Here is a 25,817-nt window from a genome sequence, read left to right on the forward strand (position 1 = left end):
CTTTCTAAAAACGGTTCGCCCGTCTTTGGAATTTTCGTAAGATTACACGATGCAAGCCATTCCTGTCCATTTAGACATTCCAGAAAATCGTAAGCCACAAGCTGTGTATGCTTTTCAGATGCTTTTAAAGCCATTGGGCCTGACGCCTACCTTTACAGAAGGACAGACAACAGGGCAGATATATTATGGCCCTCTATTGCCCACTGACGATAGAACAGTGCATATACCGTATGTATGGCCGGACAACAACCTCCCCTGCCACTGCTATGTGTGGATTCAGGGCAGGCGCATTCCGGTCGTATATGCCAATAAACATGGTGCTGATTGGGTTGCCTCCGCCTTTTTCTGGCTGGCAGATGTACAAACCTATCTCATAAAGGAACGCGATGCACACGGACGTTTTCGGTATGAATCGTCGTTTCAAGCAAAATGGGGCGAGGAACCATTCCCTTTTGTGGATTATTACCGACTCGCCATCCGGGAAAAACTCCAGCAAATGGGGCTACCAATAGAACCACCTAGCTGGCAAGGGCATCCATTTACCGTTTGTATGACGCACGACATAGACCATCTTTATAAATGGACACTCCGGCGATGGTGGAAGGAGAAACGCCCTATAAAGCCCTTTTTTCAAAGAATAGACGGCTATCAGCGGGGCCTTGAACGACTTTTGGCCGTGGACCGTCGGTACAACTTAAAAGCAACTTGGTTTTTCAAAGCAGGTGCCAATGCACCCGAAGACCATTTTTACCCGCTTCACTCGCCTGCTGTCCAAACATTATTCCAAAGACTCCACCAGAACGGGCACGAAATCGGGTTACATCCAGCGTATTTTAGCCATGCCCATCCAGCTTTTTTCCGAAGCGAGGCCGAATACCTACGAAAACATACGCCTCACAAAAACACAAGCGTTCGGCAACACTATCTACGATGGGATGCCCATCAAACCCCAAATATTCAACAATTAAATGGCTTTGTATTGGATGCCGGGCTCAGTTTTGTAGATCGCGACGGATTTCGGAATGGCACTTGTTTTCCATTTCTTCTTTATGACCACCTAAACAACAAGCCCACGACTGTATGGGAAGTACCCTTGTGCCTACACGACACCACCTTGATGCAATACAGGGCACTCACAGCCCATGCAGCACTCGAAAGAACAAAGACATGGCTGGAGATAACGAAAAATCTGAATGGCATTTTGGTGGGCTTGTGGCATAACGTAATTTATGACCAAGACGAGTATCCGGATTGGGCCACCCACTTCGAGGAGTCTGCCGAAGCATTCAGCCTTTCTGGTGCGTGGTGTACTACTCTAAACGACGCCTTAACATATTTTACAAATACTTAGCCTCCTTTTATGTTGCGTGCAGCCCTTCTTGTTTTTGCCAAAGAACCTATTCCTGGAGCGGTCAAAACCCGTTTGACTACTTTGCTTACGCCCGATGAAGCGGCAAGCCTTTATGCTGCTTTCCTGAAGGATGCTTGGTCTCAATATCAGAAAATAGAGGCCGACCTGCGCCTGTATGTGCCCCCCCCTATGAAGCCTGGAAGCGAATGGATACCCAAACAAGCACCCATATTTACCCAACAAGGATCTGGCCTCGGCGAGCGGATGTTGATGGCTTTTCTCGAAACCTTCAAGGCTGGATACGAACGGATTGTCATTGTGGGGACAGACCATCCTACGCTCCCAGATGATTTTTTGGAGATGGCTTTCGAAGCCCTAAACGAGCGGTATAGTATGGTGATTGGACCCAGCGAAGACGGGGGGTATTATCTTTTGGGCATGAACGAATGGTATCCCGAAGCCTTCGAATTGATGCACTATAGCCACCCAGATGTCTTCAAACAAACCCTTGCACGAATCGAAACAACAGAAGCGTCACTTTCCATTTTACCAAAGTGGTATGATGTAGATACACCCCAAGATTTGGTTCGGCTTAAAGCAGATTTAAAAAATCTTCCGGAAAATGTTGCACAAAATACACGCCATTTTGTCCAAATCTTGACCAAGAACTATCCGCAAGTGCTGTAATCTCTTTTAAAATTTCCGGAAGCGCTTCTGGTGACCTATGTTCCTCTAATTTCTTTATTTATTATGTCAACTACTCGTCTCTTGACCCTCGAACAGTTTATCGTAGATCGTCAGGATGCCGTCACGGGTTCTACAGGGGCTTTTTCGCGCCTTATCCGTGACATCAGCATTGCTGCAAAGATTGTACAGCGGGATGTTCGCCGTGCCGGATTGGTGGATATTCTCGGAGCCTCTGGCGAAACCAATGTTCAGGGCGAAATTCAGCAAAAGTTAGACCGACTTGCCCACCAGGAGTTTGTTAAGGCATTAGAACGCGGTGGCGAATGCTGCTTGATTGGCTCGGAAGAACATGCCGAAGCCATTCCACTTCGTCCGGCCAGCGGGGCAAAAGCAGGACGTTATATTGTGCTCATGGATCCATTAGACGGTTCAACCAATATAGATGTAAACGTTTCAATCGGAACCATTTTCAGCATCTTTCGCTTGCCCGAGGGGGCTGAAAGTCCTGAACTGGAGCATGCCCTTCAACCGGGTGTCAATCAGGTGGCAGCAGGGTATATCTTATATGGTTCTTCGGTGATGTTGGTATATACCACTGGAAATGGTGTAAATGGTTTTACGTTAGATCCTTCAATTGGCGAATTCATCTTGTCTCATCCCAATATGCGGGTTCCAGAGATCGGAAAAATATACTCGATTAATGAAGGAAACTATCATTCTTGGCCATTGGGACTTAAAAAGTACATTAAATGGGTTCAGGAAGAAGCCCCAGATGGCACACGGCCTTATATCGCACGTTATATCGGTTCATTTGTAGCAGACTTTCACCGTAACTTAATCAAGGGTGGGGTTTATATTTATCCTGCCGATACCCGTAGTCCTGCTGGTAAACTTCGGCTGATGTACGAGGCCAATCCTATGGCATTTCTCATCGAACAGGCAGGTGGGCGAGCAACCGATGGGCATCGCCGAATTTTGGAAATTCAGCCCAAGATGTTGCACCAACGCACCCCTGTATATATTGGAACCGACCAGATGGTGCGCGACGTGGAAGAGTCTATTCGGGTTTGGGGCAATATTCATTAAGCAAAGTGACAAAGCTGCACATGAAATCAGCGTCAAAGCACACGAATGCCTTGCCAAGACCCGCTTTATTCCGTATTTTGTGGGTCTTGCTTACGGGAAGTAGCGCAGTCCGGTAGCGCACCAGCATGGGGTGCTGGGGGTCGCAGGTTCAAATCCTGTCTTCCCGACATAAATAAAAAAATGACTCGGTCTTGTTTTTTGGGGCCGAGCTTTTTTTATTTTATATTGACGCTAAACGTGCCCCCAAAACCCTCCTTTTTTACCAGACCCTGTTGAATATGGATCAACCGGATAATATCACCGGAAATGTATTCGCCGACGACTTCCGGCGCATACGTGAGTCCCGTAAAATCTCCATTGCGGAGTTGAGCCGTACCACCCTGGTGACAGCAGACATTTTGGAAGAATTTGAACGAAGCGCTCTTTTAGGTCATCCTCGGTTTAATACCGTCTATCTGAAAGCATTTGTTCGAACCTTGGCCGAAGCGCTGAATATTCCCAAAGAAGTAGCGGTATCGAGTTTGGAAGAGATGCTACAGGGTCAGTACTCAGGTGCTTTGAAAGGGTTTATCAACCCGGAATCTGTGGTAATTCGGTCTGCGCCAGCCCCTAAAGCAACGGCTAAAACGGAGCCCCTTCCCGAGGCGCCGACAAAAACCTTGACAGAAACACCAACCAAACCCATTGAGGAAAAAGCCGTTCCCACAAAAGCCCGCAAACCCTCCAAATCGCGTGTAGAAAAAGAAAAAACCATAGAAACACCGCTTGATTTATCCGTTGATCTTCCAAATCCTTTACCAGGCCCGGAGTCCAGCGGAGAACTTCCGGCGGCTCCCTCCCTAGAACCCGAATCAGAAAACTTGGCACCAGAGGCAAAGGAACCCATAAACCCGGTAAAACTAAGCATTCCACCTCCAACACCCAAGGAGCCTATCAGTACAGCGAGCAGTACCGTTCCCAAGACCCAGCCGATTGTTTTTGATGATACCCGTGGTATTCGCCCGCCTTCTCCCCCCATCCGAAGTTTAGAACCAGAATCGGATGGCATCAACTGGTTTAAAATTTTGGTTCCGATTGCTGTTTTAGCAGTATTGGGAGTCTTTGTATGGTTTATTTATAGTGAATGGAACTCGGCTGAAAGCGAAAGTCTTTTAGCCGACTCGAATACCGCCAGTACAACCCAAGAGCCGACCACCAGTCCTCATACCAATACGACTGTTGATACCAATGCCTCTACGCCTTCTGCAAACGGCAAGGCGCTTGCGGATAGCTTCATGGTTTCGATTTTGTCTATAGATAAGCCGATTTCGGGTATGAAGTTGACGCCAGATACCAAACCACGTTTCCCCGTTTGGGTGGAACTAGGAGACACATTGGAGTTGAAGCTTAAAAATCAGCCACTCTACGTGAAGCAATCGCTTAAATTGGAAGGGGGGCTTCAAAATGCACGTGTTATGGTGCAAGGAAAAGCCTTTGCCATCCCCGGCGCCGATTCGCTTCAGGTTGTGACGCTTAGCCGCGATATGATTACAAAACTGATCAGCCAATAAATCCAAAGACATCACCCATATCAAGCGTAGGGCAACTTTGTTCTGCGCTTGATATTTTCAACGAATGGAACATCTAGCTTTAACCTATTCCATACTCCATCAGATTTCCGAAATGGAGATTCAGGATCTTTCGCATGACGAAGCAGCACAATTGGCCCAAACGTTGGCGGTGGTTTTACACGCGCATAGCCATCGGTATTATGTCTTGGACCAACCCATCATTGCAGATGCCGAGTATGACCGCTTGTTTCGGGCATTGCAGGCCATTGAAGCCCATTTCCCATCGCTTCAAACACCGGACTCGCCGACCCAGCGCGTGGGTGGAGCAGTCTTAGATGGTTTTCAGAAGCACCAGCACCCACAAGCGCTGCTTAGCCTCGGAAACGTATTCTCGGAGGGTGATTTACGGGCATGGTACGACCGTTGTATAAAAGGTTTGCTGCCCGTTTTTGGTGTCACCCAACCCGAATTGCTCGTGGAGTTAAAAATTGATGGCTTGGCCATTGCGCTGACCTATGAAAAAGGACACTTGGTAATGGGAGCCACACGAGGAGATGGGCAAACCGGGGAAAATGTAACGGAAAATATACGAACTATTCGCAGTATTCCACTACAAATACCTGTTTATGAAATCATAAATTTACCTCCAATTCCAGACCGTATCGAAGTACGGGGCGAGGTTTATATGCGTAAATCAGATTTTCAGAAGTATAATGAACGTCTTCTTGCCGAACAAAAACCGCCGATTGCCAATCCTCGAAACGGTGCTGCGGGTAGCCTACGGCAATTGGACTCCAAAATGACTGCGAAGCGGCCTCTTAGCTTCTTTTGTTACGGAATTGGACCTGTTTCTGGCGAATTGCCAGACGGACTTTTCGAAATGGAGGAACAGTTAGCGGCTTGGGGCTTTCCGGTGAATCCGCACAAAGCACGATGTTCGGATTTGGAGGCAGTTGTGGATATGATTCAAAAATGGACCAACCAACGCGAAGCCTTAGACTATGAGATTGATGGCTTGGTGATTAAAATTAATCGTTTTGATCATCAACAAGCGCTTGGTTTTGTGTCTAATGCGCCTCGTTGGGCCGTGGCCTATAAATTCCCTTCTTTGGAAGTAACCACGCGCCTCGAAAACATTGAGCTGAGCATTGGTCGAACAGGCGTGGTAAAGCCCGTTGCCCTCTTAACACCCGTCTCCATCGGTGGCGTGGTCGTTTCACGAGCTACTTTGCACAATGAGGACTATATCGTTAGCCGAGATATCCGAATTGGAGACACGGTTCTGATCAAGCGAGCCGGAGATGTCATTCCCCAAGTGGTTCAAGCCATCATAGAGGCACGCACTGGCGCAGAGCAGGCTTGGGATTTCAAAAATGCCTGCACGGCTGCTGGCCTCCCTGTTCAGCGGTATGAAGGTGAGGCAGACTATTACACCACTCTTACCAACACACCCGAACAGCTAACGGCAGCCATAGAACATTTTACGGGCCGCGAGGCTATGGATATTGAGGGACTTGGTGGAAAAATGGCCGCGCTTTTGGTAGAAAAAGGGTTAGTGAAAGCATTACCGGATTTGTACCACCTTAAGAAAGACGATCTGTTGGCCCTTCCGGCTTTTGCGGAAAAGAAAGCACAAAACCTATTAGACGGTATAGAAGCATCCAAAAACCGTAGTTTAGCCCGTCTTATCTGGGCACTTGGCATCCGCTTTGTCGGTCAAACCACAGGGCAACTCTTGGTTCCCCACATTGAATCCTTAGAAAAACTTTTGGTGACTACCCCCGCAGACCTACAAACCATTGAAGGTATTGGGCCTAAAATTGCTGAAAGTATCGCATCTTGGAGCGCTACGCCTCAGAATATTGCGTTGGTACACGCATTAAAAGAAGTGGGGGTTCGTACCGAAAGAATGCCAGAGGAAGCGGCTAAACCCATTACCGCCGATTTGCCGCTGGCCGGAAAAACATTTGTCATTACGGGTACATTGCCAACAATGGGACGAACCGAGGCCGCACAACGCATCCAACAGGCAGGAGGAAAAGTTACCGATAGCGTGAGCAAAAAAACCCATTATTTAGTGGCTGGCGAAAATGCAGGGTCCAAATTGGAGAAAGCGCAAAAACTGCAAATCGTAGTCTTAGATGAGGCACAATTTTTACAGATGATTGAGATACCTGCCCCTGAAAAGCCGTAAATGATGCTACGCATCAGGGCAGAAGTAACTTATAAAGGCGGGCTATTTTTCAATAAACCGAAAGTAGCCCGCCCGTAGATTTGACTTCATCGTACCCACTCCTTCTCAAGGACGAACGGGGTTTTCTTTTCGTCGGAAAGGGTAATCATATCAGCAGAAGTAGGACGACTCCGGAAGGGATCCGGAAAAATCATCCGCGCACTGCGATCATAAGAAATATAGTTCCATAACCAATCAAAAAAAACCAGCAAGCGATTACGAAACCCTACCAAGTACATCAGGTGAACAAAAAGCCAAGCCAGCCAAGCGCCAAAACCTTTTGCTCGAAAACCCCAAGGCGTTTCTGCAACAGCAGCATTACGACCAATGGTGGCCATGATGCCTTTATCAAAGTACCGATAAGGCTGGGTTGGGAGATGATGTATCAATGCGTTCAGTTGTAGGGCCACATGTTTCCCCGCCTGAATGGCATTTGGAGCCAATTGTGGATGCAGGTTCCCGTTTTCATCGGTACTGGCGGCCATATCCCCAATCACAAATACATTTGGATCATCAGGAAGGCTTAAGTCAGGCCGCACCTCTATGCGCCCAGCAGCACCTTGTTTTACACCCATCAAATCTGCAAGTGGATTAACCCGAATGCCTGCAGCCCAGATAAGGGTTGCTGTTGGAAGGCGCTCTCCCGTGTGTAGCAACACGTCATTGGCCGATACACGCACCACCTTGGTCCCTTGATAAACTTGAACGCCCCGTCGTTTTAGTTCTGCTACAGTATAGTTGCGATATCGTTCATTAAACGCATTCAACAAATGCGAACTGGCCTCGATCAGTGATACTTTTGCACGGTGAATGGGCAAGTGGGGAAAATCTTTTTTCAACACCATTTCAAACAATTCAACAAGCGCACCCGCCATTTCCACTCCGGTAGGCCCTCCCCCAACAACCACAAAATGCAACAAGCCATCATCGTACCGATCGGCATAAAGATTTGCTTCTTCAAAAACGGATAAGACGTGGCTGCGCAGTACCATCGCGTCTTGCATGGTTTTAAGGGTAAAAGCATGTTCGGCCACGCCCGGAATGCCAAAAAAATTATTGGTTGCTCCTGCTGCTAAAACCAAATAATCGTATGAACACGTGAATCCCGTTTCCAAAGTAATTTTCTTATCGGATCGGTTCACGGCAATCACTTTGCCCAACACAAAATCTACATTCTTCTGCCGCTGGAGCATACTCCGGATACTTCTTCCGATGCTTTCAGGCTCCAAACCAGCCGTTGCAACCTGATATAATAATGGTTGGAAGGTGTGGTAATTGTTCTGGTCAATGAGGCGGACTTCTACGGGGGCGTTTCTCAAAGCACGTACAACGGCGAGGCCGCCAAATCCAGCACCAATGACGGCGACAATGGGCTTGCGAATCGGTTTGGGTTTCATATGAGGAATGGGGTTTGGTTTGGGCCACATACGAATTATGGGGCAAATTTGTTTTTTTTGCAAACCTTTTCTACTTGAATATTTCACATCATAAAGATTGGTTTAGTACTCAATACAAGAACTGTCTATAGACATGTTACCCGCCCTTCTTTGGTAAGTGGGAAGGCGGATATCGCGATATTGTTCAAACATCGCTCAGAATCAAGTTTTCTTATGAGAGATTGTAAAAAAACTCTTTTTTTGCTTGTGTAATTAAGATCGGTTCCGATTTATATTAGGCAGCCTTCTCGACTAAACATCTATGGATAATGAAAACCCTTTTACCGATTATACTGGCCTTTTACGGTTGTTGTATAACCGTCTGGGGGCAGACCAGACAGCCCAGCACCATCAACAAAACCCCTCAACCATACGAATTGGCAGCGCAATTATGTGAACGGGGGATGGAAAAACTTTTTGAAGGGAATGAAGTTGGTGCATTGGCAGCATTTAACGAAGCCCTGAAAAAAGATTCGACTTTCTCCCGTGCCTACCACCTAAGGGGAGAATTACGCCTAAAACAAGGAGCCTTAGAGGAGGCTTTGCATGACCTGAATCGCGCCATTTCGTTCGTGGGCGATTATCCTGACTATTTTTATGCCCGTGCCAATATTCAAACGCAAAGAAAGGCATATACAGAAGCCATCTCCGATTATACCAAGGTGTTAACGCTTCGGCCCAACTATCCAGAGGCCATCTTAGATCGGGCCATTGCCAAATTAGAATATGGGGATGTCTCAGGTGGATGCGCCGATATCGCACTTGCAGAGCAATTAGGCCTAAAAGACCGTGCCCTAAAAGAAAAACATTGCGCTATGCAAAAAAACTAATGTAAAACCCTAACCACCTGAGACTTAACTTATATCATGTACGGGGTTTTATTCTATCAGAGAAAGGGCCTAAAACGTAACCACTATTTGCCACATCACACAACCCAACATTCAAAAAGAACGGCGCACCCTATGTAATGAGTACGCCGTTTATGTGGACCCCCATGCCACATAGCCGTAACACGGCATTTCGTATCAAGAAGGAACGTTCTTTGTGACCCGAATTTTCGGGGATAGCACAATTTCCGACTTAACTGACCGGGAAATAAGGCATGCTTTTTCGGCTTTTTCCAAAATGCGTTGCGCCTTTTCTACCTGAGCCTCCGAGGTCAACTCAATTTCGGGGCGAAGAACTACTTGGGTGATCGCAAAGCCTCCTAAGCCATCTTTTTCCAACTTCCCAACTGCATTACAGCCAAAAGAAGTAAAATCCAACCTACTATTTTCAGCGATGGCAAGAAATGTAGTCATCAGACAACTACTTAGGGCAGCCACAAACAGGTGTTCTGGCGACCAAATACCAACTTCGCCTTTTGTAAATTCTGGCGGAGTGGCTACCTCAATTAGTTCCGACAATACGGGCGAGGTCAGTAACCCCTTCCGGTCATGCGTCCAAGAAACGTCCACTTCATATAAATGATGTACATCCATCATGGCAGATCACTCGTTTCGTTTTGAGTAGAATGTAATGCAGGATAGTAGGGCTGTTTATCCTAAAAAAACCTTTTCACCTGTATATATTTATCGTACATGGGTAAGGCCACAACTGTCACGGAAGGGCAATTTTGCCTTATTTTACAGAATTCCTTTTCCACATCAACTTCGGCGTATATGCGAAAAAAAATCGGATTTTGGCTGGCTACTATACTGCTTTCGACTGCACCCTCTTTTGCACAACCAGTATTTGAAATCTCATTTTCTAAAACACTGTCTCTGGAGCCTTTGGATGGACGGATTATTTTGATGTTTACCAAAGACAATACATCAGAACCCAAGTCACAGGTGAGATGGGGCCTGAATGCCATACCCATCTTTGGGAAAAATGCAGAAAGTTGGCGCCCCAATCAGCCACAAGTCATAGACCATACGATTTTCGGATACCCCTACGAAAGCCTGAAGGACCTACCTGCCGGCGAGTACTATGTACAAGCCGCACTGAACCGCTATGAAACTTTTAACCTAAAAACCGGGCACCAGGTTAAATTACCCCGTTCATGGGATGCGGGCCAAAATTGGAGAAAGGAACCAGGAAATTTGTTTTCCAAGCCCCAAAAATTGCGTATTGACCCTACAAAGAAACAGATTATCCGACTAAATCTTACCGAAATCAACCCAGAAATCACGCCGCCAAAAGACACCCCTTATATCCGCCACATTAAAATCCAAAGCAAACTGCTAACAGAGTTTTGGGGACGTCCTATGTATTTGGGGGCACATGTTTTGGTTCCGGAAGGGTTCGATGCGCATCCGGAAGCACGCTATCCGCTGATGTTGTTTCATGGCCATTTCCCCGCAGATTTTGGAGGATTCCGGACATCAGCCCCTGACCCAAGCCTGATTTGTGCATATAGCGAACGATTCCGGTTAGACTGTTATAACCGAATAGAACAACAAGAAGCCTACAATTTTTATCAGAAGTGGATTAGCAAAGATTTCCCCCGTTATCTGGTCGTGGAAATTCAACATGCAAACCCTTACTACGACGATTCATACGCCGTCAATTCTGCAAATTTAGGCCCCTACGGAGACGCCATTATGACAGAACTACTTCCGGCCATCGAGCAGAAGTTTCGTGGCATTGGCGAAGGCTGGGCACGTTTTACCTATGGTGGCTCTACTGGGGGCTGGGAGGCTTTGGCTGCACAAGTCTTTTACCCAGAAGCCTTCAACGGTGCTTTCGCAGCCTGTCCGGACCCGGTGGACTTCCGTGCATATACGCTCGTCAACCTATATGAAGACAAAAATGCTTACACTTGGCACGGTCCACACCGCGAAATAGAAAAACCGGGCTATCGCAATTATTTAGGAGAAGTCACCGCCACAGTCCGAGATCAAAACCATTATGAACTGGTTTTAGGAGACAAATCCCGCTCTGGCGATCAGTGGGACATCTGGGAAGCAGTTTATTCTCCACAGGGTTCCGATGGCTATCCCAAACGCATTTTTGATAAAAAAACTGGCAAAATAAACCCAGAAGTCGCTGCTTACTGGCGAGAAAATTACGACTTAAGACATATCATGGAACGGGACTGGGCTAAACTCGGCCCTAAATTACAAGGAAAGATCCACCTCTACTGCGGCGATATGGACAATTATTATTTGAATAATGCGGTGTACTTGATGGAGGACTTTTTGCGCAACCGCACCCAGAACCCCAAATCGGATGCTGTCATTGCTTATGGCGATCGTGCAGAACATTGCTGGAACGGCGATCCTGAGAATCCAAATGCCATCAGCCGTCTTCGCTACAATTGGCAATACCTGCCCATGATTCTAAAACGCATCGAAGATTCAGCACCACCGGGCGCAGATGTGCGGAGCTGGCGATACTAAATTCCCTAACCATATAAGAAGCTCTACGACAACACAGAAGTCTTAGGAAAAGGTTGGTATCAAAAAATTTGGAACCAATTACAGCGCCACATCCTCCAACCGTTGTGCGGCCATGGCCTTTCCGTACAGGTTCAAGATTTTATCCGATCATCCAAATATCCGGCAATGTACCAAACTTAGCGGTGAGGCTTTTTCCTTCACCTCCGCCGAGGTGTAGGGCCTGTATTTTTTGGATAGCTCCGTTTGGTAGGTAAAAGTCAGGTGGAAAAGGGGTACCTTTCAAAAATGCCCATAGACATTACGATGCACCTTAGATGAGGGGAAATCTTTACTTACCATTGAGAAAAGCTCCGTAGGAGCGACATCATACGAGAATCCAGCAGGCCGCATAAAATGTGAAAGAGGTGTTCACGAGGTAATTTGGAAAGTTTTGAAATGCACTCGTGGAAAAGTGTGTCGGTACACATCGTTTTGGGGTTATAAAGCCAACACACGCGATGCAAAAACCAAAGAAGACAGGTGTGGATAAGTTTAGGCTACAATTTTGGGCAATTGTGAATACAAAAATGCCGAAAAAAGCCCGAAACCATTAGGCTCCGGGCTTTAGAAAAAGAAGCAGATGTGGGCTTATTTCACCAACATCACCTTTTGCATTCCGCTGAAGTTCTCACCCATCAGACGCACAAAATACGCACCGCTTTGTAAGGTACTGCCATTCAGTTGGATGGTTTGGAGCGTATTGGCTTCTGGCACGCCTTGGTACAAGACCGAAATTTGTTGTCCCAACGCATTGAACAGCGTCATGGTAACGGCTTGTTTTTGGGCAACGGCAAAGGTGAGCGTGGTTTGCGGATTAAACGGGTTGGGATACGCGGGATTCATCACAAACGTACCCGGAACTTCTACCGAAACAGTGACCTGTTTGCTGTATTTTACCCCGCCGTCTTTGTCCACACTTTTCAAGCGGAAGTAGTGTGTACCCACTTGCAAGCCTTGTATGGCTTGGGTATAGGAACGTACATCCGTACTGGAGCCTGCTGCTTGTACGGTGGCCACGGTTTTCCACGCGCCATCTACCAAGTGTTGCACCTCGAATACATCGCTATTCACCTCCGAGATGGTTTGCCAGTTCAGCGTAACCATATCTTTCGTCGCCTGCGCCGTGAAGTCCGCCAACTCGATGGGGAGGGGGGTAGAGGATGCATTCTGAATGGGGAAATTTAGGGGAGCCAATATCCCACCTGTTGCAACCACTACGTCTTGAGCGGTTGTAGAAAAATCCATTCGCAATGCCAATGTAGGACCCGCGCTTGTTTTACCAAGAGCCATACTGCCCACACGGTCAACCCCCCAGATATATCGTTTCGCAGTAGCTGTGATTGACTGAGACAAGCCCGTCACTACATAATCGGTACCATCATGGGTTGCAGTACCCAATAGCGTATCTCCGCCATCAATTAAATTGTCGCCATTTACATCCAACCAAAGTTTTACGGCTGCAATATCAGAGGTAGTTGCAGTTGACCCAGAAGCGATAAAGCAACGGGCTTCCGTAACAGTAGCGGTACCATGATCTGTATTCAGTGAGAAACCCAAGTATTCTTTGTCTGTTGTAGGAGGATCTGTACTGGCTCCTGTCCCAGCATCAAAAGTGCGTTCGGCATAAACCATCGCAGGCATACCAATTTGATGAACCCCTGATGTCGGTTTTGTATGTCCTTTATCTGAATCCGTAATAAAAGTGTTTATATAGACACTCTGATCAGATAATTCCAAGGTACTACTAGAACTATAGGGCATGGACATATACATAAGTGCTTGTGTTGCGCTACCGGGCTGCGTACCAGAGGATCCAACCCTATACCGCGCTGTTTGTACTTTGGTATCTGCGTAGGTAGCTCCCCCACCCCAACTTTGCCCAAAGCCATCCGTTAATACAAAAGCATAAGAGGCCATATCGCTACCAGTACGTACAAAACGATTGAAGGCTGAAGCAGTATCAGAGGTACGAAATGATGCAAGCAAATACACATAGCTTCCGTCTTTGTACATTTTCACACTATTGACATTACCGGTAGCACCAGAACCCTCAAAAGTTTCTAAGTTAGTACGAGGTAACTGAATACTCCTTGAAGGCAATACACCTGTCCCACTGGAAGCGAATGCAAACCCATGTATGGCCCTTTTAGAATTCGCAGGATCCCCAATCCAAATATTTCCTTCGGGATCAAACGTTACATCTCGAACAGCACTTGACCCAAAAACTGCATAAGTTGTTCCGGCACCATCCATATCGGTCGCACTTTCAAATTTCATGGTATAAGTTCCAGCCACGCCTGTTGTACTTTCCCATACTTCAAGATGCGTACCCATGCCCACGGCAGCCGTTACCGTTCCTGTACTACAATCTCCAGAAACTCGTACTGCCAGTCCCCTTCCAGTACCGCCCGCTCCAGAAGCATTGCTCATCTGCGTGATGTGTGTAATACCTGTTGCGTTTGCCGTGCTTGCAACCCCACCACCAGAAGGAGAGCCACCAAGTGCGCCTCCGCTAAAGTACCATAGCCGAGCAGTAGAACTAGCGCCGTCAATCACCCATACTTTATCACAAGTAGGCTCATAAAAAATCGCTTGAATAAAGCTAAAGTTCGCAGGTGTACCACCAGAGGTAATTAGCCCGGTATCCGTATAGTTAGATGCCCCATAGGCTTCCAACTTAATGGCGGCAATACCAACAACACCACCGGTACGCCCATCCCCTGTTGTGGTACCACCTCTGCCAATATAGACAATTCCGGGGGAACCCGGTCGGTAGGCAATGCCGCGTTCTTGACCTGTAGTATTGCCATAGTTAGTACTGGTAATGCCTGTGATACCGCCTGTATTGTCGTTGGCAACATCCAAAACATTATAGCCAGCACTAAAAGTCCATTGGGCTACTGCCACTTTCGGCAAACAAAACGCCAGAAGCGTAAGCCCGACAATTTGTATTCTTGTTTTCATAACCTTATGTGTTTAATGAATGAATAAGTGATGGGTTTATTTAAGCAAGGTAAGAGGTCGGGTGGTATGGAAGGTTTCGCCAGAAAGCCGGACGAAGTACGTTCCAGCGGGTAGGTTACCAGCGTTGATACGCACGGTTTGTAAGGCATTGGCCGGAACCGAACCGGTAAACAAGGCCTGAACAGACTGTCCCAAGAGGTTAACCAGCGTAAGTGTGACGGATTGGCCTTGCTTTACCGAAAACGTGACGTTTGCACTTGGATTAAAGGGGTTGGGATACGGGGCACTCAGGTAGAACGCGGTAGGTAGTGGGTTTTCCTCGCGATCGGAAAGTGTAGCCAAAGAATTGGTGGTATTCACCGATACGATGCCATTGTTGGTAGCCATGGCAAAAATAGTGGCCGTTCCATCGCCATTGATTCGTACATCCACATCTCCAGCGCCATTCCCATTGGCACTTGAGGCTGGATTGGCAATATCAAAAAAGCCATAGCTCCATCCCGTAGCAAAGGTATTGCTGAGATTGGCCACACGGATGCTATATTGTGCCCCAGCAGCACCAATCGTTCCACTATAAGCAAAGGTGGCTAAAAACGTTTTCCCACCCGAAGAAAAAATCCGCAGGGCATTGTTGTTTACCGTCCCACCAATCGAAGCAGCCGGCAAGGTTCCGGCGACGGTCGCACTGGTTGTCTCATAATATTTAGGAGCGGTGCTGTTACCATTCACCACAAATCCTGCGCCATAAGGGAAAACGGAGGCCTGGTTACCGATGGTGGCATCGGTGCTGTATTCTGTTCCACTTAACACAGTCCCACTAGCCGGAAGCGTGAGTTTATATGCCTTGTTATTGGTCACACTTGCCACCCAAATGGCCAGGTTGCCCCCACTTACACTTCCGGTAACGGTTATTTTGTCGCCCAACCGAGCAGCGGCTGGGGTTTGGAAGGTATAGTGCGTGGCTTCAAGTTGGCTTTCTGTATCCCAGCGGTGGCAACGAAAGGGCGAGGCCGCATCCGAGTTTGCACTCACGTTACAGGCAAAGATTACTCCATCTTCACTTACCCCAACATCATTCAGCACCAAAGCGCCGCCTGCTACACCTGTCAACGACAACTCGGCGGGAGAAGCCGCAGCACCCGTATTGGCATTTAAGATGTAAATATGGTTGCCCGTATAACGCGAAACATAGTAGAGACGTTCATTTCCACCTACCACACCATAGGCCAAGCCACGGTATAAATCCAACGAGGAACTTCCTTGGCCAAGTCCGGGCATAGAACCATGCGCCAAACTCCAGTTGGTGGTGAACTGAGCATAAAGGGAAGTTGTTCCAAAGCATAACATTAAAATAAATGGTGTCAATGTTTTCATAGGATGGGTACGATTGAGGGTTAGCAGAAGATTAATATTTTGGAAATATAATTCCAAAATCAGACTTCTGAAAGGGCTTTTCCAAAAAATAGGCAGGTAAGCAACTGGGAACACCCCATGGCTAAAGCAATATCTATAAATTTCCCGTTTTTTGTCTCATCTGTGGCAAAGTAGGAGGATAAAAAAAGGGAAGAAACGCCTTGTCTCTTCCCCACAAACCTGCAAGACGATGTTCGATCAACGAATCAGGCTCAGACCTTCTTTGGCAGAAGTATCATCAGGTGCATAGAGCAAGACTTTATTAAACAATACCTTGGCTTCGTTTCTTTTACCGAGGTTAAACTTTGTCCAACCCAACATCAGCAAGCTGTAATAATCAAAAGGATACATATTGAGCACTTTTTGAAGATATTTTTCCGCACGAGGATAATCTTTACGATAATAATAAGCCACCCCTGTTTGGTAATTTGCTTTTGAATGATTGGGGTCTATCTGGAGAATTGCCAAATATTGATTGAGCATGTCATTCCATTTTTCAAGTGCGTATGCAGGCTGAACGTACCCTAACCGGGCCTCGATGGACATCGGCATTTGTTGGATACATTTTTCATAATAGCTTATTGATTCTTGGTACTTACCGTCTAAATAATAAAGCCAGCCCAAACGGAGGTTCATTTCATATGTATTGCTATACACCCGACGTAGCGAAGTGATTGCCGATGCATAATCCTTGTTATTCTCGGCGGTATAACTGCTCTTAAAAGCCTGTTGAACGTCCTGTGCATAAAGATTATTTACGGATGTGAACAGGTAAAAAAATCCGATTAAACAGATAAAGGAAGTAAGTTTAAAGCGTTTCATGGTTTTATTTTAATTCCGGTTATGATCGCATGGTTTTGATAGGACGTGTTGGATTTTTCTTTGGCTTCCAACTGATAAACGCCGTACAATGAAACGTTGGGGGTTACAGGGAATTCAGCCATTAAGCCCCACTTTTTCGTCGTAAGATCCGGTGAATTGAGGAACAAACTTCCCTTATCTTCAGAAGCCAAAGGAACACGTCCAGCGTAATAGAAGGTAGTAAGGTTCAATTTCGGGTGAATTTGGGCCCAGATCCGGGCTTTCATCAAAAAGAAGACTTGGCTATTCTCCTCAAGTAAGGTATCATATTTATGCAATGCCACTTCATTTTGCCAACCCAGCCATATGCGCCCTTTCCCCATTCGCGGCCAATACCCCACGGACAAGCCCACCTGTGTGGTCGTTGCACTGGAGTCCTTAACTGTAGCCCCTGCACTGGTTTGGAGTGCCGTTTGTAGGCGCGTCCAAGTTACCTGCGGGGTTATTTCCCAGCGAGTGGGGGCCCACCTCCAGCCTCCATATAACGCGAGGCCCTTTTGTTCCATGCCAAAGGTGTTGCTTTTGCCATTCATTCCAACCACATGCAGGGCTGTTTCGACGGTTTGGTTTGGCACAACGAGTCCTTGATTCAGCAAATAATATTGGTACTGTTGATAACGAAATCCATTATTTTCCTGAGCGATGTACGCCCCTGCATGGTAGGCCTCCATCGTACGACCCAGTCGATGGCCTATGCCAAGGGTGCTCAATACCATGGGTTTAAGTCCTTCAAGGGTGCTTAACTTTGCACCCGGCTCTATATAAGTGAACATCCACTTTCGGTTAGGCTTCAGTCCCAATCGTGCTTGGTCTTCTGGCTCCATCTCTCTCGCTACTGCATTTGCCTCCAGACCACGATCCAGCAACAATAGCGTAAAGTAGAGGTATTCTTGTGTAATGGGTTCGGAGCCAAAATATGCCAAAGCTTTGCGAAAGTGTGGCAAGGCTTGCGTGTATTGCTTTTGGCGATAATACGCAATACCCAAATACTGCCGGATCACAAAGGCATCATTGCCTTCCGCGAGGGCTTTTTCACAAATTTGTACCACCTCCTTCCAATGGGCTTTCTGAAAGGCGGCATCGGTTTGATCCAAAATTTCCGGATAAGACAAGGACCTTTCTTGTGCCTTTACGTTTCCCCAAGTGGTGAACAGTAACAACAAATAGAGGCAAAGACGAATGGATTTCATGTATTTTAAGTGGCTTATAATGCGGGAGAAATACGCCTTAAGGTAAGGTTTACGTTTCCAAATTGCCCCGAAAACGCCGTGATATGCCCTTGTACAATTTGGGTTTTAAAGGCATATTGTTGTTTTTTATGGCTTCCAATAAATAACTCGACCGATGAACGGACGGTGATATCCTGAGGTACTTCTTCGGGCGCTTCATTGATGGCCGTAAATGCAGCTTTCCCCGTTACATGAAAAGGAGACCAGAAGTCAGAAATCCAGCGCCTTGGAGTTTGCCAGATTTGGTGGAGTGGTAACTCATCAAAAACAGAAACCCCCCGATAAAATGCCAATAACACCTTATGACACCCCATATAAAAGGCAAATAAGTCACTTTTTCGGTCGCCTTCATAATGGGTAAAATAAAAAACGGTTCCATCATTCACAAAATAGGCTCGTGTACCCGAAGCAACTTCATGGAAGCAGGTCTTATTCCAAGCATCTGTTTCCACTTGCCAATGGGTTACTTCGCCCTCCTTGTCTTCTCGTTGGAAAGAAACCGTTTGACCAGGGAGAAAAGCAAAAGCGGCAGCTAAACCTGCATGGGATTGGACAGCCGATATCTGTTCTCCTTCTTCGGGATAGCCATATTGCCTTAGTGCTACCCCTTCTGTTGAATGGGTTAAATAGGCTGCGATGGGATACCGAAGGGTAGCAGCACCAATATAAGGCGTGGCCTGTAGCTGAAAATGCAAATGAGGCTCTGGCGAACGTCCAGAATTCCCTACTACACCGAGACGTTGTCCGGTTTGTACAATATCGCCAGTTTTTACACAAACCGTCCCCGCTTTCAAGTGGCTCAATTTGGAATAAAGGCCCTCTGCATGTTGGATAACCACTGTATTGCCCCAATTTTGCCCAAGATTGATCTGTCCGATTTCATTTTCGGGAATGTGGTCTTGTACAGCCACAACAACCCCATTTGCGGGTGCCAAAGCCGGAAGGTTATAACAATAATAATTTTCTCGATGCATGCCGGGATACTCAAACGTTCTCCCTTCGGCATCCGTCTGATCGAAATCCCAAGCGTATTGCCAATGTTCCCGATGTGTAATTCCGCCATTATGCCCTTGCGATACACGCCATGTTCCAAAAAAGGGTAAATAAATTTGCTGCCAAACAAATCCTTTAAACCTTTGTTTTTGATTGTGATACGCATATAAATTTTCTTCTGGCGAACGCAATTGTAACAAAACGGGTGCCAATACATCGGTACGATTAGAGAACTTAATGACGTACATCATAAAGCCAGTTGCCAGTGCAAAAGGCAACGAATATATAGGCACCTGAAACATCTTCGCGAACTCAGATAGTCCCGCATTCAACGTCATAACCAACGGAATAACGGCCATAGCGAGGCCATAGCTATGTACATTAGGAATAAAAAAGTACCCCCCCAGCGCCAAGGTTGTCAGGACGTAATTAAACCCTAATGTGCCGTAATTTAAGGTTGTGAGGTCCATACCCAACATCCATTGCGAACCATAGCCCAGCAAAAAACCCATAATGGAAAGCGAAAACAAAATACGCGAAGCAACCAACAATCCCAGTGCAATCAAAAGCCCGGCAAACCAATTGTTCTGGAACAAAATGGCAGCCAACGAACGCAAATAACCTTCCATTAAACTGGGTAATTGCACCCCTAAAAAGGCTTCATAAGCCTGAACCAATCCACTTCCACCCCATTTATAAAGTTCATTGAGGGTATAGATAGAACCGGTACTCCACTCCAGCAAAGCAAATTGCCGCGAGGCCACTTCCATCATCCAAATACCCAACACAAAAGGCAGGCTGAGTACCGGAACTCCCCAATGCGAGAGGCCGTAATGTAGCGCAACCCCTATTACGAGCGTAAACATACAAGCCGCTACCAACAAAAGGACAAAAGGGAAATTTACCTGAAATAAAAGGGCCAACCCAAAAACGACCAACAGGCTATTAAGCCCCAACATGCCGCCACGGATAAGCGATTTATCGAATCCGGCGATCCACGCCAGAGCATGTGTGAGCCAAATGGCCGGAAGCCCCCAACGCCCCACTTCCCAATTGGTGAAAGAGGCCACCATCACCATAACCGAAAGTACACGGCTTTGGGAGAAAAACAGTTGGCCATAGCTGTTCAGGGTACTCTCTAACCACAAGGGCCACAACCGCCAGATTTTCAGCAACAATTGGGATGTTTTGGGCATGACACAACTTGTTTTTTTAATGGACCAATTCCATCAGGTGTTCAGGAGTAGATTCGTTCATGACGAGGTCGTCTAAGGTCTCGGCGGCACGGATAATGTGTGGTTTCCCATCCATATCCAATAGCACCACATTCGGGCGCAGTGTGATAAACTGCATCCATTGTGTCATGTTATAGGCACCAACCCGATGTACCACCACCTGATCTCCTCGGTTGAGGGGTGGGAGTTTAATATGCTCGCGGATCACATCAATGTTCATACACAAAGGGCCATATAATACGGCATCTTCTCCATATTGGCCGCAGGCTTGCGCTGTCGAAATGGTATGTTCGTACCAAAAAGCGGTAAAAAGGATGTTGACACCAAAGTCTAATATGGTGGCGCGGCGACCATCCGAGAGCCGTTTATTGGCAATAACCGATCCCAAAAGATATCCTGCATCATCCACCAGTGCCCTTCCCGTTTCCAAGATTAAGGTGGGTAATTGCCCTGCCTGAAATCCAGCATTCAGCAAGACATCTGTAATGGCCTCGGCATAGTCGTGAAAAGAAGGCGCCGCATCTGTCCCATTCAAATAGGCCCCACGCAAGGTATTTTTGGTGGCAAACCCCCCACCCAGATCCAGATACGAGAGCGAGTGCCCAAAGTGTTCGGCGATATGAAGCGCCAGTTTGGATAATTTTTCCGCTGCTATTCGGTAAGCATCTGTCGAAAGCATAAAGGTGCCAATATGACAATGTAAACCCAGCAACTCCAAAATGCCGCCTGTCATAATTTTCTGAACGGCTTCCATTGCCTGTCCAGATTCATAGTTGAACCCAAAACGATCCCAGGTGGGGTACACACCCGTATCCATATTGACACGAATCGCCACTTTTGGCTTGATGCCCAGTTCAACGGCCACCATAGACAACATATTCAGTTCATCAAAGTGGTCTATATGAATTAAAGCACCATGCTGAACCGCCGTTCTCAGATCATCTTCGGTTTTTTCCGGACCATTGAAGATAATTTTATTGCCCGGAACACCATTTCGCAAGGCTTTTTCAAACTCGAACCGAGAAACCACCTCCGCCCAAGAACCTTCTTGATGGAAAACCTGACAAACCGCATTCAGGTAATTGGTTTTATACGACCACGCAAATTGCACTTTGGGATAACGGGTGGAAAATGCACGGTAGGCCGCTTTATAGGTTTGGCGCAGGGTCCGCTCGGAAATCACAAATAACGGAGAGCCATAATCGGCGATTAACTCTTTGACGGCCATGCCATCTATATGGGTAAAAGGCTTGAACCCTGGAGAAGCCCCAAACTTTTGGGTGATGGTACTGTTGAGCATCCGGATTATCGGACGTTCATATCTTAGTTTAGACATCGTATTGCTATTTTGAAAGTTAAGAAGCGGGGGTAATGATCTGGTAGGATTACCAGTAAAACGCCTGAAGTTTTGGACGATGTTCCAGCGTCCCTTGTGTAGAGAATGTCGCAAAGTCACGAAGTTCACAGATCATATCAAAGGCGTAGCGGATAAACATTTTTCCGACTTCATAACCCACCATTGGCGGCACTTCTTCACCAAACGCCAGCCGAACCAAGGCCTCGGGGTGGTTTTGTCCGCAAGCAGCAGAAAGATATACCCAGGCAGGAAAGCGGGGATTGATCTCGATCAGGTACACCTTACCCGTTTTTTCTTCTTTGATCAGTTCCAACTCCATGCCCCCTGCCCATTTTGTCTTGTGCATAACCCGCTCGGCCATCTTTAATAGGACGTTATCACGGATAGAGATTCCGGCCCAAGCTTTTCCCGCCTGAGTGATGTAGGTCTTGCGCATGGCTACCGCCCCAATCAGCACCCCTTTTCCATCTCCCAAAGCCGTCACATTTAGCTCCTGACCCGTAATGTGCGCTTGCACGACCACTGGAGTCCCCCATTTGGCAGCCAGTTTGTAATAGTACTGAATGGCCTCGGCCTCCGAGTGGGCGGTATAGGCTTCGTAGTATTTGCCCTTTACAACCACAGGATATTCAAACGTCCGAAGGGTTTTTACGAATTCCGGAATTGAATAAACTGTTTCGGAGTATGGAACCAGAATCCCGTGCGCTTCGCCAAATTGGTTCAGCTGATGCTTGAACCGCTCCTCAAATTGCGCCAACGTTGGTAAAAACGTTTTTATCCCCATATCCGAAAGAAAAGATTTAAGTTTAATAAATCCAGTAATTTCGGCATCCAATGTTGGGATAATCATATCCATTTGCTCTTGCTCGTGTATCACCAAAAGACGGTCTAACAACACCTGATGGCCATTAGAGGGATAAGGAATCTGATAGACTACATCCACCCATTCGTTCATGTATATCCCAGGATCTAAGGCTTCATACGCCAATCCCACAATCCGTACATCAAAATAAGTACTTTCACGAAGTGCCCGAATAACGGAAATACCCGGCCCTGGACTGTCTATGGCATTGAGACCTGTAACAGCGATGGTATAAAGGGGCTTGCTCATGATGCCTCCAAGATTTGATAGTGGCGTAATACGTCAAAAAAATCGGACACGTCTTTCTCGATAGTGGCAAGATCGGCATCATACCGATGCTCAATCTCCCGCACCACTTCGGCTGTGGTTTGGCCTTGTCGCAATAACCGGAGAATTTCCGCTCCAACCGGATTGACCGAGAAGGAGTCACCACGCTCGGCGTGAAAGACGAATCCACCTTCGCTAACGGCTACATTTGGATTTATGGTCATGGCTTTAGGGGTTTAGATGGTTTAGCGTTTCTGGTTATAAGAAACGAACATAAACAGTAAAGATGGTTTAGAAGTACCTACACAAGTCCCGATAATGTATGACAAAATTGTCACAAACATTTATTTGAAGGCGCCATACCAATGCAAGACGGGCAAAAATTAAGAATGCACGTTTATTTCAATCCCAAAGAGATTGGATGTTTATAGGGATTTTAGATGTTTGTAGAAATTGGTTCAAAGCAATGGATACGGCTCGTATGTAGGATGCCATTGGTTATAAACATGGGAACATTGGAACCCGTTGGGTTCTATCGGGTGTAAAGTGGCGAATCTATTAACCGATGCTAGGCGGATTAATACCCGATTTTGGCCCCTCACATACGGTACTAAAACAAAAAAAGGAGCCGTACCAAGACGCTCCCCTGCTATTTAGGTGATATTCTAAAATCTTTTGAGATCAGGAAATCCTACAAATGGATCATCACAACCATTGTGGATAAAACAACGTGACGATTAAGAATCTTAGTTTGTGTGAAGCGAAATCGCATTATTTTTCCGGCGGTCACATTCTTCTGGCTTTCGGCCGCAGGCCCCACAGGCCAATCCTTCTTTGTTCAACATCGGATTGTTTGTGGCACAGGTACCATGAAATTCGCCATCTTTTTTAAATAATACGCGGACGCTCATCAGGGCAAACGCCACGCCCAGAATGAGCAGGGTTGCAAACAATACAGGTAACATAAGATATAGGCTTGGTTATCGTTGGCATACCAAACGTTTCCCACCCAAACAGGTTCCGATCCTGAATCGTTTTTTGCTTAAGTGGATGTGCTTAGGCTTTTAGAGGCGACGAAAACACCCTGAATCGGGGCGATTTTCTATGCCTTCCAATACGCCTTTATTACTTGAAGCAACTGGATACACTCTTCCATGCTATTATAAATGTGTGTGGAAACACGGATGGCGTTCAGGTTGGCCTCCGTAACCGAACGGACACGAAAACCATTTTTAGACAAATAGGTCAATAATGAACCCGTATCACCTGCTTTTGGCCGGAACGTGGTGATAGAACTGGCCAAAAGTGGGTTAGTCGGGGAAAGTACCTCAACCGGTAACAAACTACGTAGTTCTTGGTTCAGAAACCGCGCCAGGCCAAAGCCGTGATTGGCCACCTGACGCATGTCCAACTGGTTCAGAAAGGCAATAGCCGCTGCAAGCCCCGCTGCTTTCGTTTCGTCTTGCGTACCCGCCTCATACCGTTGGGCTGTAGGATGATACGAGAGTGTGTGGGGCAATTCGTAATCCCCATTAGAGTATGCTCCCACATCGGTGGGAATAATACGGTCTCGACGGGCCGGATCTATCCACAAAAAACCAATCCCATGCGGGGCCAGCATCCATTTATGCGCACTGGCCGCGAACGAGTCGCATTGCAAATCTCTAAGATTAAAAGGAAACATGCCTGCCGATTGTGCCCCATCCACATGAAGCCAGATATCTTTTTCGCGTACCCATTCCCCAATTTCCTGAACAGGCATACGAATTCCGGAGGGCGAGGTAACATGACTGATTTGTACGACTTTGGTTTTGGGCGTCCACAATGCCTTCACAGCCTTGATGTTTTGCGAAATACTTGTAGGCGAGGGGGTAAAAACCTTAACCTTGATACCAAACTCCTTTTGCAAAACCATCCAAGGGATGGCGCCACCCGGATGTGCCTCGTTGTCCAAAATCACTTCATCTCCGGGTTTTAGACGCAACCCAAAAGCAATTGTGCTATTTCCCTCCGTGGCATTACGATTCAAGGCCAAATCCTCCGGACTGCACCCCAAAAAACCAGCCAAAGGCGCATGGGTAGCCGCAAAAACATCGTGACCCGGCTCCCCAAGTGTCTGATACCGAAGCAGGGCATCTTGTACCGCCTGAATAACCGAATAAGGCGCAGCGCCAATACCACCCGTATTAAAATAGACACGAGAACCTTGAAGTGGAAACTGTTTGCGTACCTCTTCCCAAGACTGCAAAGAAAGGATTGCTTGATTGGTATTTGGCATCCAAGCCCCCGACGAGGCCATAAGGGCAGACCCCATACCAAGATGCGTAAAAAAATCTCGTCGCTTCATGTGTAATGAACCTCTTCTTGGATGGTAGCGCACACAGGTGGCGTGTGTACACCAACAGGTGGCGTGTGTACACCATTGGTATTGTGGGACTAAGATAGATGTCTTGCTTTTTGAAAGGTAAAACACTCCATGATTTCTTTACAACAATCAGCAGGAACCGAATGGCTCTACAAGAATTCAAGTTGTTCTATCAAGTCATTACAACCAAATATCACCCTATGAAAACCCTATTTAAGTACCTCGACTGGAAAATTGCTTTGGTCATGTGCCTCACCTTGGGCTTGGCCCCTTTTTATCCAGAACCACACCTTTGGGGAAAACTACGGTGGGTAGCCGGTGGCGCCATTGGCATGACGGCTTTAGATTGGTTTGACTTGGTCTATCATGGATTTCCATTTGTATTACTGGTTCTTTCGGTCTTCTTCCGCGGGAAAACGCCACAACCTTAATACAGGAACGCTTTTGAGGCTTTTGAGATGAATTTTTATGACATCAGCCCCCCATCTCTCCCAAGTTTGGAGACT

20 protein-coding genes and 1 tRNA gene are annotated in these 25,817 nt (G+C 46.8%); 9 read left to right on the forward strand and 12 right to left on the reverse strand.

Annotated features, from left to right (window positions below; translation table 11 throughout):
• Positions 1-49: 49 nt before the first annotated feature.
• The 6 genes from JNN12_15635 (at position 50) to ligA (ending at position 6,868) form a co-directional block, all read left to right on the forward strand.
• The gene (locus tag JNN12_15635) at positions 50-1,351 is read left to right on the forward strand and encodes a polysaccharide deacetylase family protein (protein ID MBL7979768.1); all 1,302 of its coding nucleotides are present in this window, start codon (positions 50-52) and stop codon (positions 1,349-1,351) included.
• Between the two features lie 9 nt (positions 1,352-1,360).
• Positions 1,361-2,038 carry a TIGR04282 family arsenosugar biosynthesis glycosyltransferase gene (locus tag JNN12_15640; GenBank protein MBL7979769.1) on the forward strand — a complete coding sequence of 226 codons (678 nt, stop codon included), beginning with the start codon at positions 1,361-1,363 and terminating at the stop codon, positions 2,036-2,038.
• 63 nt (positions 2,039-2,101) lie between these two features.
• Entirely contained in the window at positions 2,102-3,124 is a 1,023-nt protein-coding gene (fbp, locus tag JNN12_15645; protein MBL7979770.1) for a class 1 fructose-bisphosphatase, read from the forward strand.
• A 93-nt stretch (positions 3,125-3,217) separates the two neighbouring features.
• Positions 3,218-3,291, forward strand: a tRNA-Pro gene (locus tag JNN12_15650).
• Positions 3,292-3,402: 111 nt separating this feature from the next.
• Positions 3,403-4,674 (forward strand): helix-turn-helix domain-containing protein, encoded by a 1,272-nt coding sequence (locus tag JNN12_15655; GenBank protein MBL7979771.1) that lies wholly within the window; start codon positions 3,403-3,405, stop codon positions 4,672-4,674.
• Positions 4,675-4,738: 64 nt separating this feature from the next.
• Entirely contained in the window at positions 4,739-6,868 is a 2,130-nt protein-coding gene (ligA, locus tag JNN12_15660) for an NAD-dependent DNA ligase LigA (protein MBL7979772.1), read from the forward strand.
• Between the two features lie 86 nt (positions 6,869-6,954).
• Here the strand turns inward: ligA and JNN12_15665 are convergent, their stop codons facing one another.
• Positions 6,955-8,304 carry an NAD(P)/FAD-dependent oxidoreductase gene (locus tag JNN12_15665; protein ID MBL7979773.1) on the reverse strand — a complete coding sequence of 450 codons (1,350 nt, stop codon included), beginning with the start codon at positions 8,302-8,304 and terminating at the stop codon, positions 6,955-6,957.
• Between the two features lie 308 nt (positions 8,305-8,612).
• Between JNN12_15665 and JNN12_15670 the strand changes: the two genes are divergently transcribed.
• Positions 8,613-9,173, forward strand: coding sequence for a tetratricopeptide repeat protein (locus JNN12_15670; GenBank protein ID MBL7979774.1), 561 nt, complete (start codon positions 8,613-8,615; stop codon positions 9,171-9,173).
• Between the two features lie 195 nt (positions 9,174-9,368).
• On the opposite strand, the gene JNN12_15675 is transcribed toward JNN12_15670, so the two are convergent.
• Entirely contained in the window at positions 9,369-9,827 is a 459-nt protein-coding gene (locus JNN12_15675; protein ID MBL7979775.1) for an OsmC family protein, read from the reverse strand.
• 177 nt (positions 9,828-10,004) lie between these two features.
• Here JNN12_15675 and JNN12_15680 point away from each other — a divergent pair, with 177 nt between their 5' ends.
• Positions 10,005-11,726, forward strand: coding sequence for a hypothetical protein (locus JNN12_15680; GenBank protein MBL7979776.1), 1,722 nt, complete (start codon positions 10,005-10,007; stop codon positions 11,724-11,726).
• 627 nt (positions 11,727-12,353) lie between these two features.
• On the opposite strand, the gene JNN12_15685 is transcribed toward JNN12_15680, so the two are convergent.
• From JNN12_15685 to JNN12_15730, 10 genes are all read right to left on the reverse strand, one after another.
• Positions 12,354-14,729: a T9SS type A sorting domain-containing protein gene (locus JNN12_15685; GenBank protein ID MBL7979777.1), complete on the reverse strand. Its 2,376-nt coding sequence runs from the start codon at positions 14,727-14,729 to the stop codon at positions 12,354-12,356.
• Positions 14,730-14,765: 36 nt separating this feature from the next.
• Positions 14,766-16,103: a T9SS type A sorting domain-containing protein gene (locus tag JNN12_15690; GenBank protein ID MBL7979778.1), complete on the reverse strand. Its 1,338-nt coding sequence runs from the start codon at positions 16,101-16,103 to the stop codon at positions 14,766-14,768.
• A gap of 237 nt (positions 16,104-16,340) precedes the next feature.
• Positions 16,341-16,964 (reverse strand): tetratricopeptide repeat protein, encoded by a 624-nt coding sequence (locus JNN12_15695; GenBank protein ID MBL7979779.1) that lies wholly within the window; start codon positions 16,962-16,964, stop codon positions 16,341-16,343.
• Positions 16,961-18,193: a tetratricopeptide repeat protein gene (locus tag JNN12_15700; protein MBL7979780.1), complete on the reverse strand. Its 1,233-nt coding sequence runs from the start codon at positions 18,191-18,193 to the stop codon at positions 16,961-16,963. The genes JNN12_15695 and JNN12_15700 overlap by 4 nt, the downstream gene beginning before the upstream one ends.
• Positions 18,194-18,207: 14 nt before the next feature.
• On the reverse strand, positions 18,208-20,421 hold the full coding sequence (locus JNN12_15705) for an urea transporter (protein ID MBL7979781.1): 2,214 nt from the start codon (positions 20,419-20,421) through the stop codon (positions 18,208-18,210).
• Between the two features lie 16 nt (positions 20,422-20,437).
• Positions 20,438-21,796, reverse strand: coding sequence for an alanine racemase (locus JNN12_15710; GenBank protein ID MBL7979782.1), 1,359 nt, complete (start codon positions 21,794-21,796; stop codon positions 20,438-20,440).
• 49 nt (positions 21,797-21,845) lie between these two features.
• Positions 21,846-22,928 carry an ATP-grasp domain-containing protein gene (locus JNN12_15715; GenBank protein ID MBL7979783.1) on the reverse strand — a complete coding sequence of 361 codons (1,083 nt, stop codon included), beginning with the start codon at positions 22,926-22,928 and terminating at the stop codon, positions 21,846-21,848.
• Positions 22,925-23,170 (reverse strand): PqqD family protein, encoded by a 246-nt coding sequence (locus JNN12_15720; GenBank protein ID MBL7979784.1) that lies wholly within the window; start codon positions 23,168-23,170, stop codon positions 22,925-22,927. The genes JNN12_15715 and JNN12_15720 overlap by 4 nt, the downstream gene beginning before the upstream one ends.
• A gap of 522 nt (positions 23,171-23,692) precedes the next feature.
• Positions 23,693-23,911: a hypothetical protein gene (locus JNN12_15725; GenBank protein MBL7979785.1), complete on the reverse strand. Its 219-nt coding sequence runs from the start codon at positions 23,909-23,911 to the stop codon at positions 23,693-23,695.
• A gap of 137 nt (positions 23,912-24,048) precedes the next feature.
• Entirely contained in the window at positions 24,049-25,293 is a 1,245-nt protein-coding gene (locus JNN12_15730; GenBank protein ID MBL7979786.1) for an aminotransferase class V-fold PLP-dependent enzyme, read from the reverse strand.
• A gap of 218 nt (positions 25,294-25,511) precedes the next feature.
• On the opposite strand from JNN12_15730, the gene JNN12_15735 reads away from it, so the two are divergent.
• Positions 25,512-25,742, forward strand: coding sequence for a hypothetical protein (locus JNN12_15735; GenBank protein MBL7979787.1), 231 nt, complete (start codon positions 25,512-25,514; stop codon positions 25,740-25,742).
• The last annotated feature ends 75 nt before the right edge of the window (positions 25,743-25,817 follow it).

This window comes from Bacteroidetes Order II. bacterium (genome assembly GCA_016788705.1).
GTDB lineage: Bacteria > Bacteroidota > Rhodothermia > Rhodothermales > UBA2364 > UBA2364.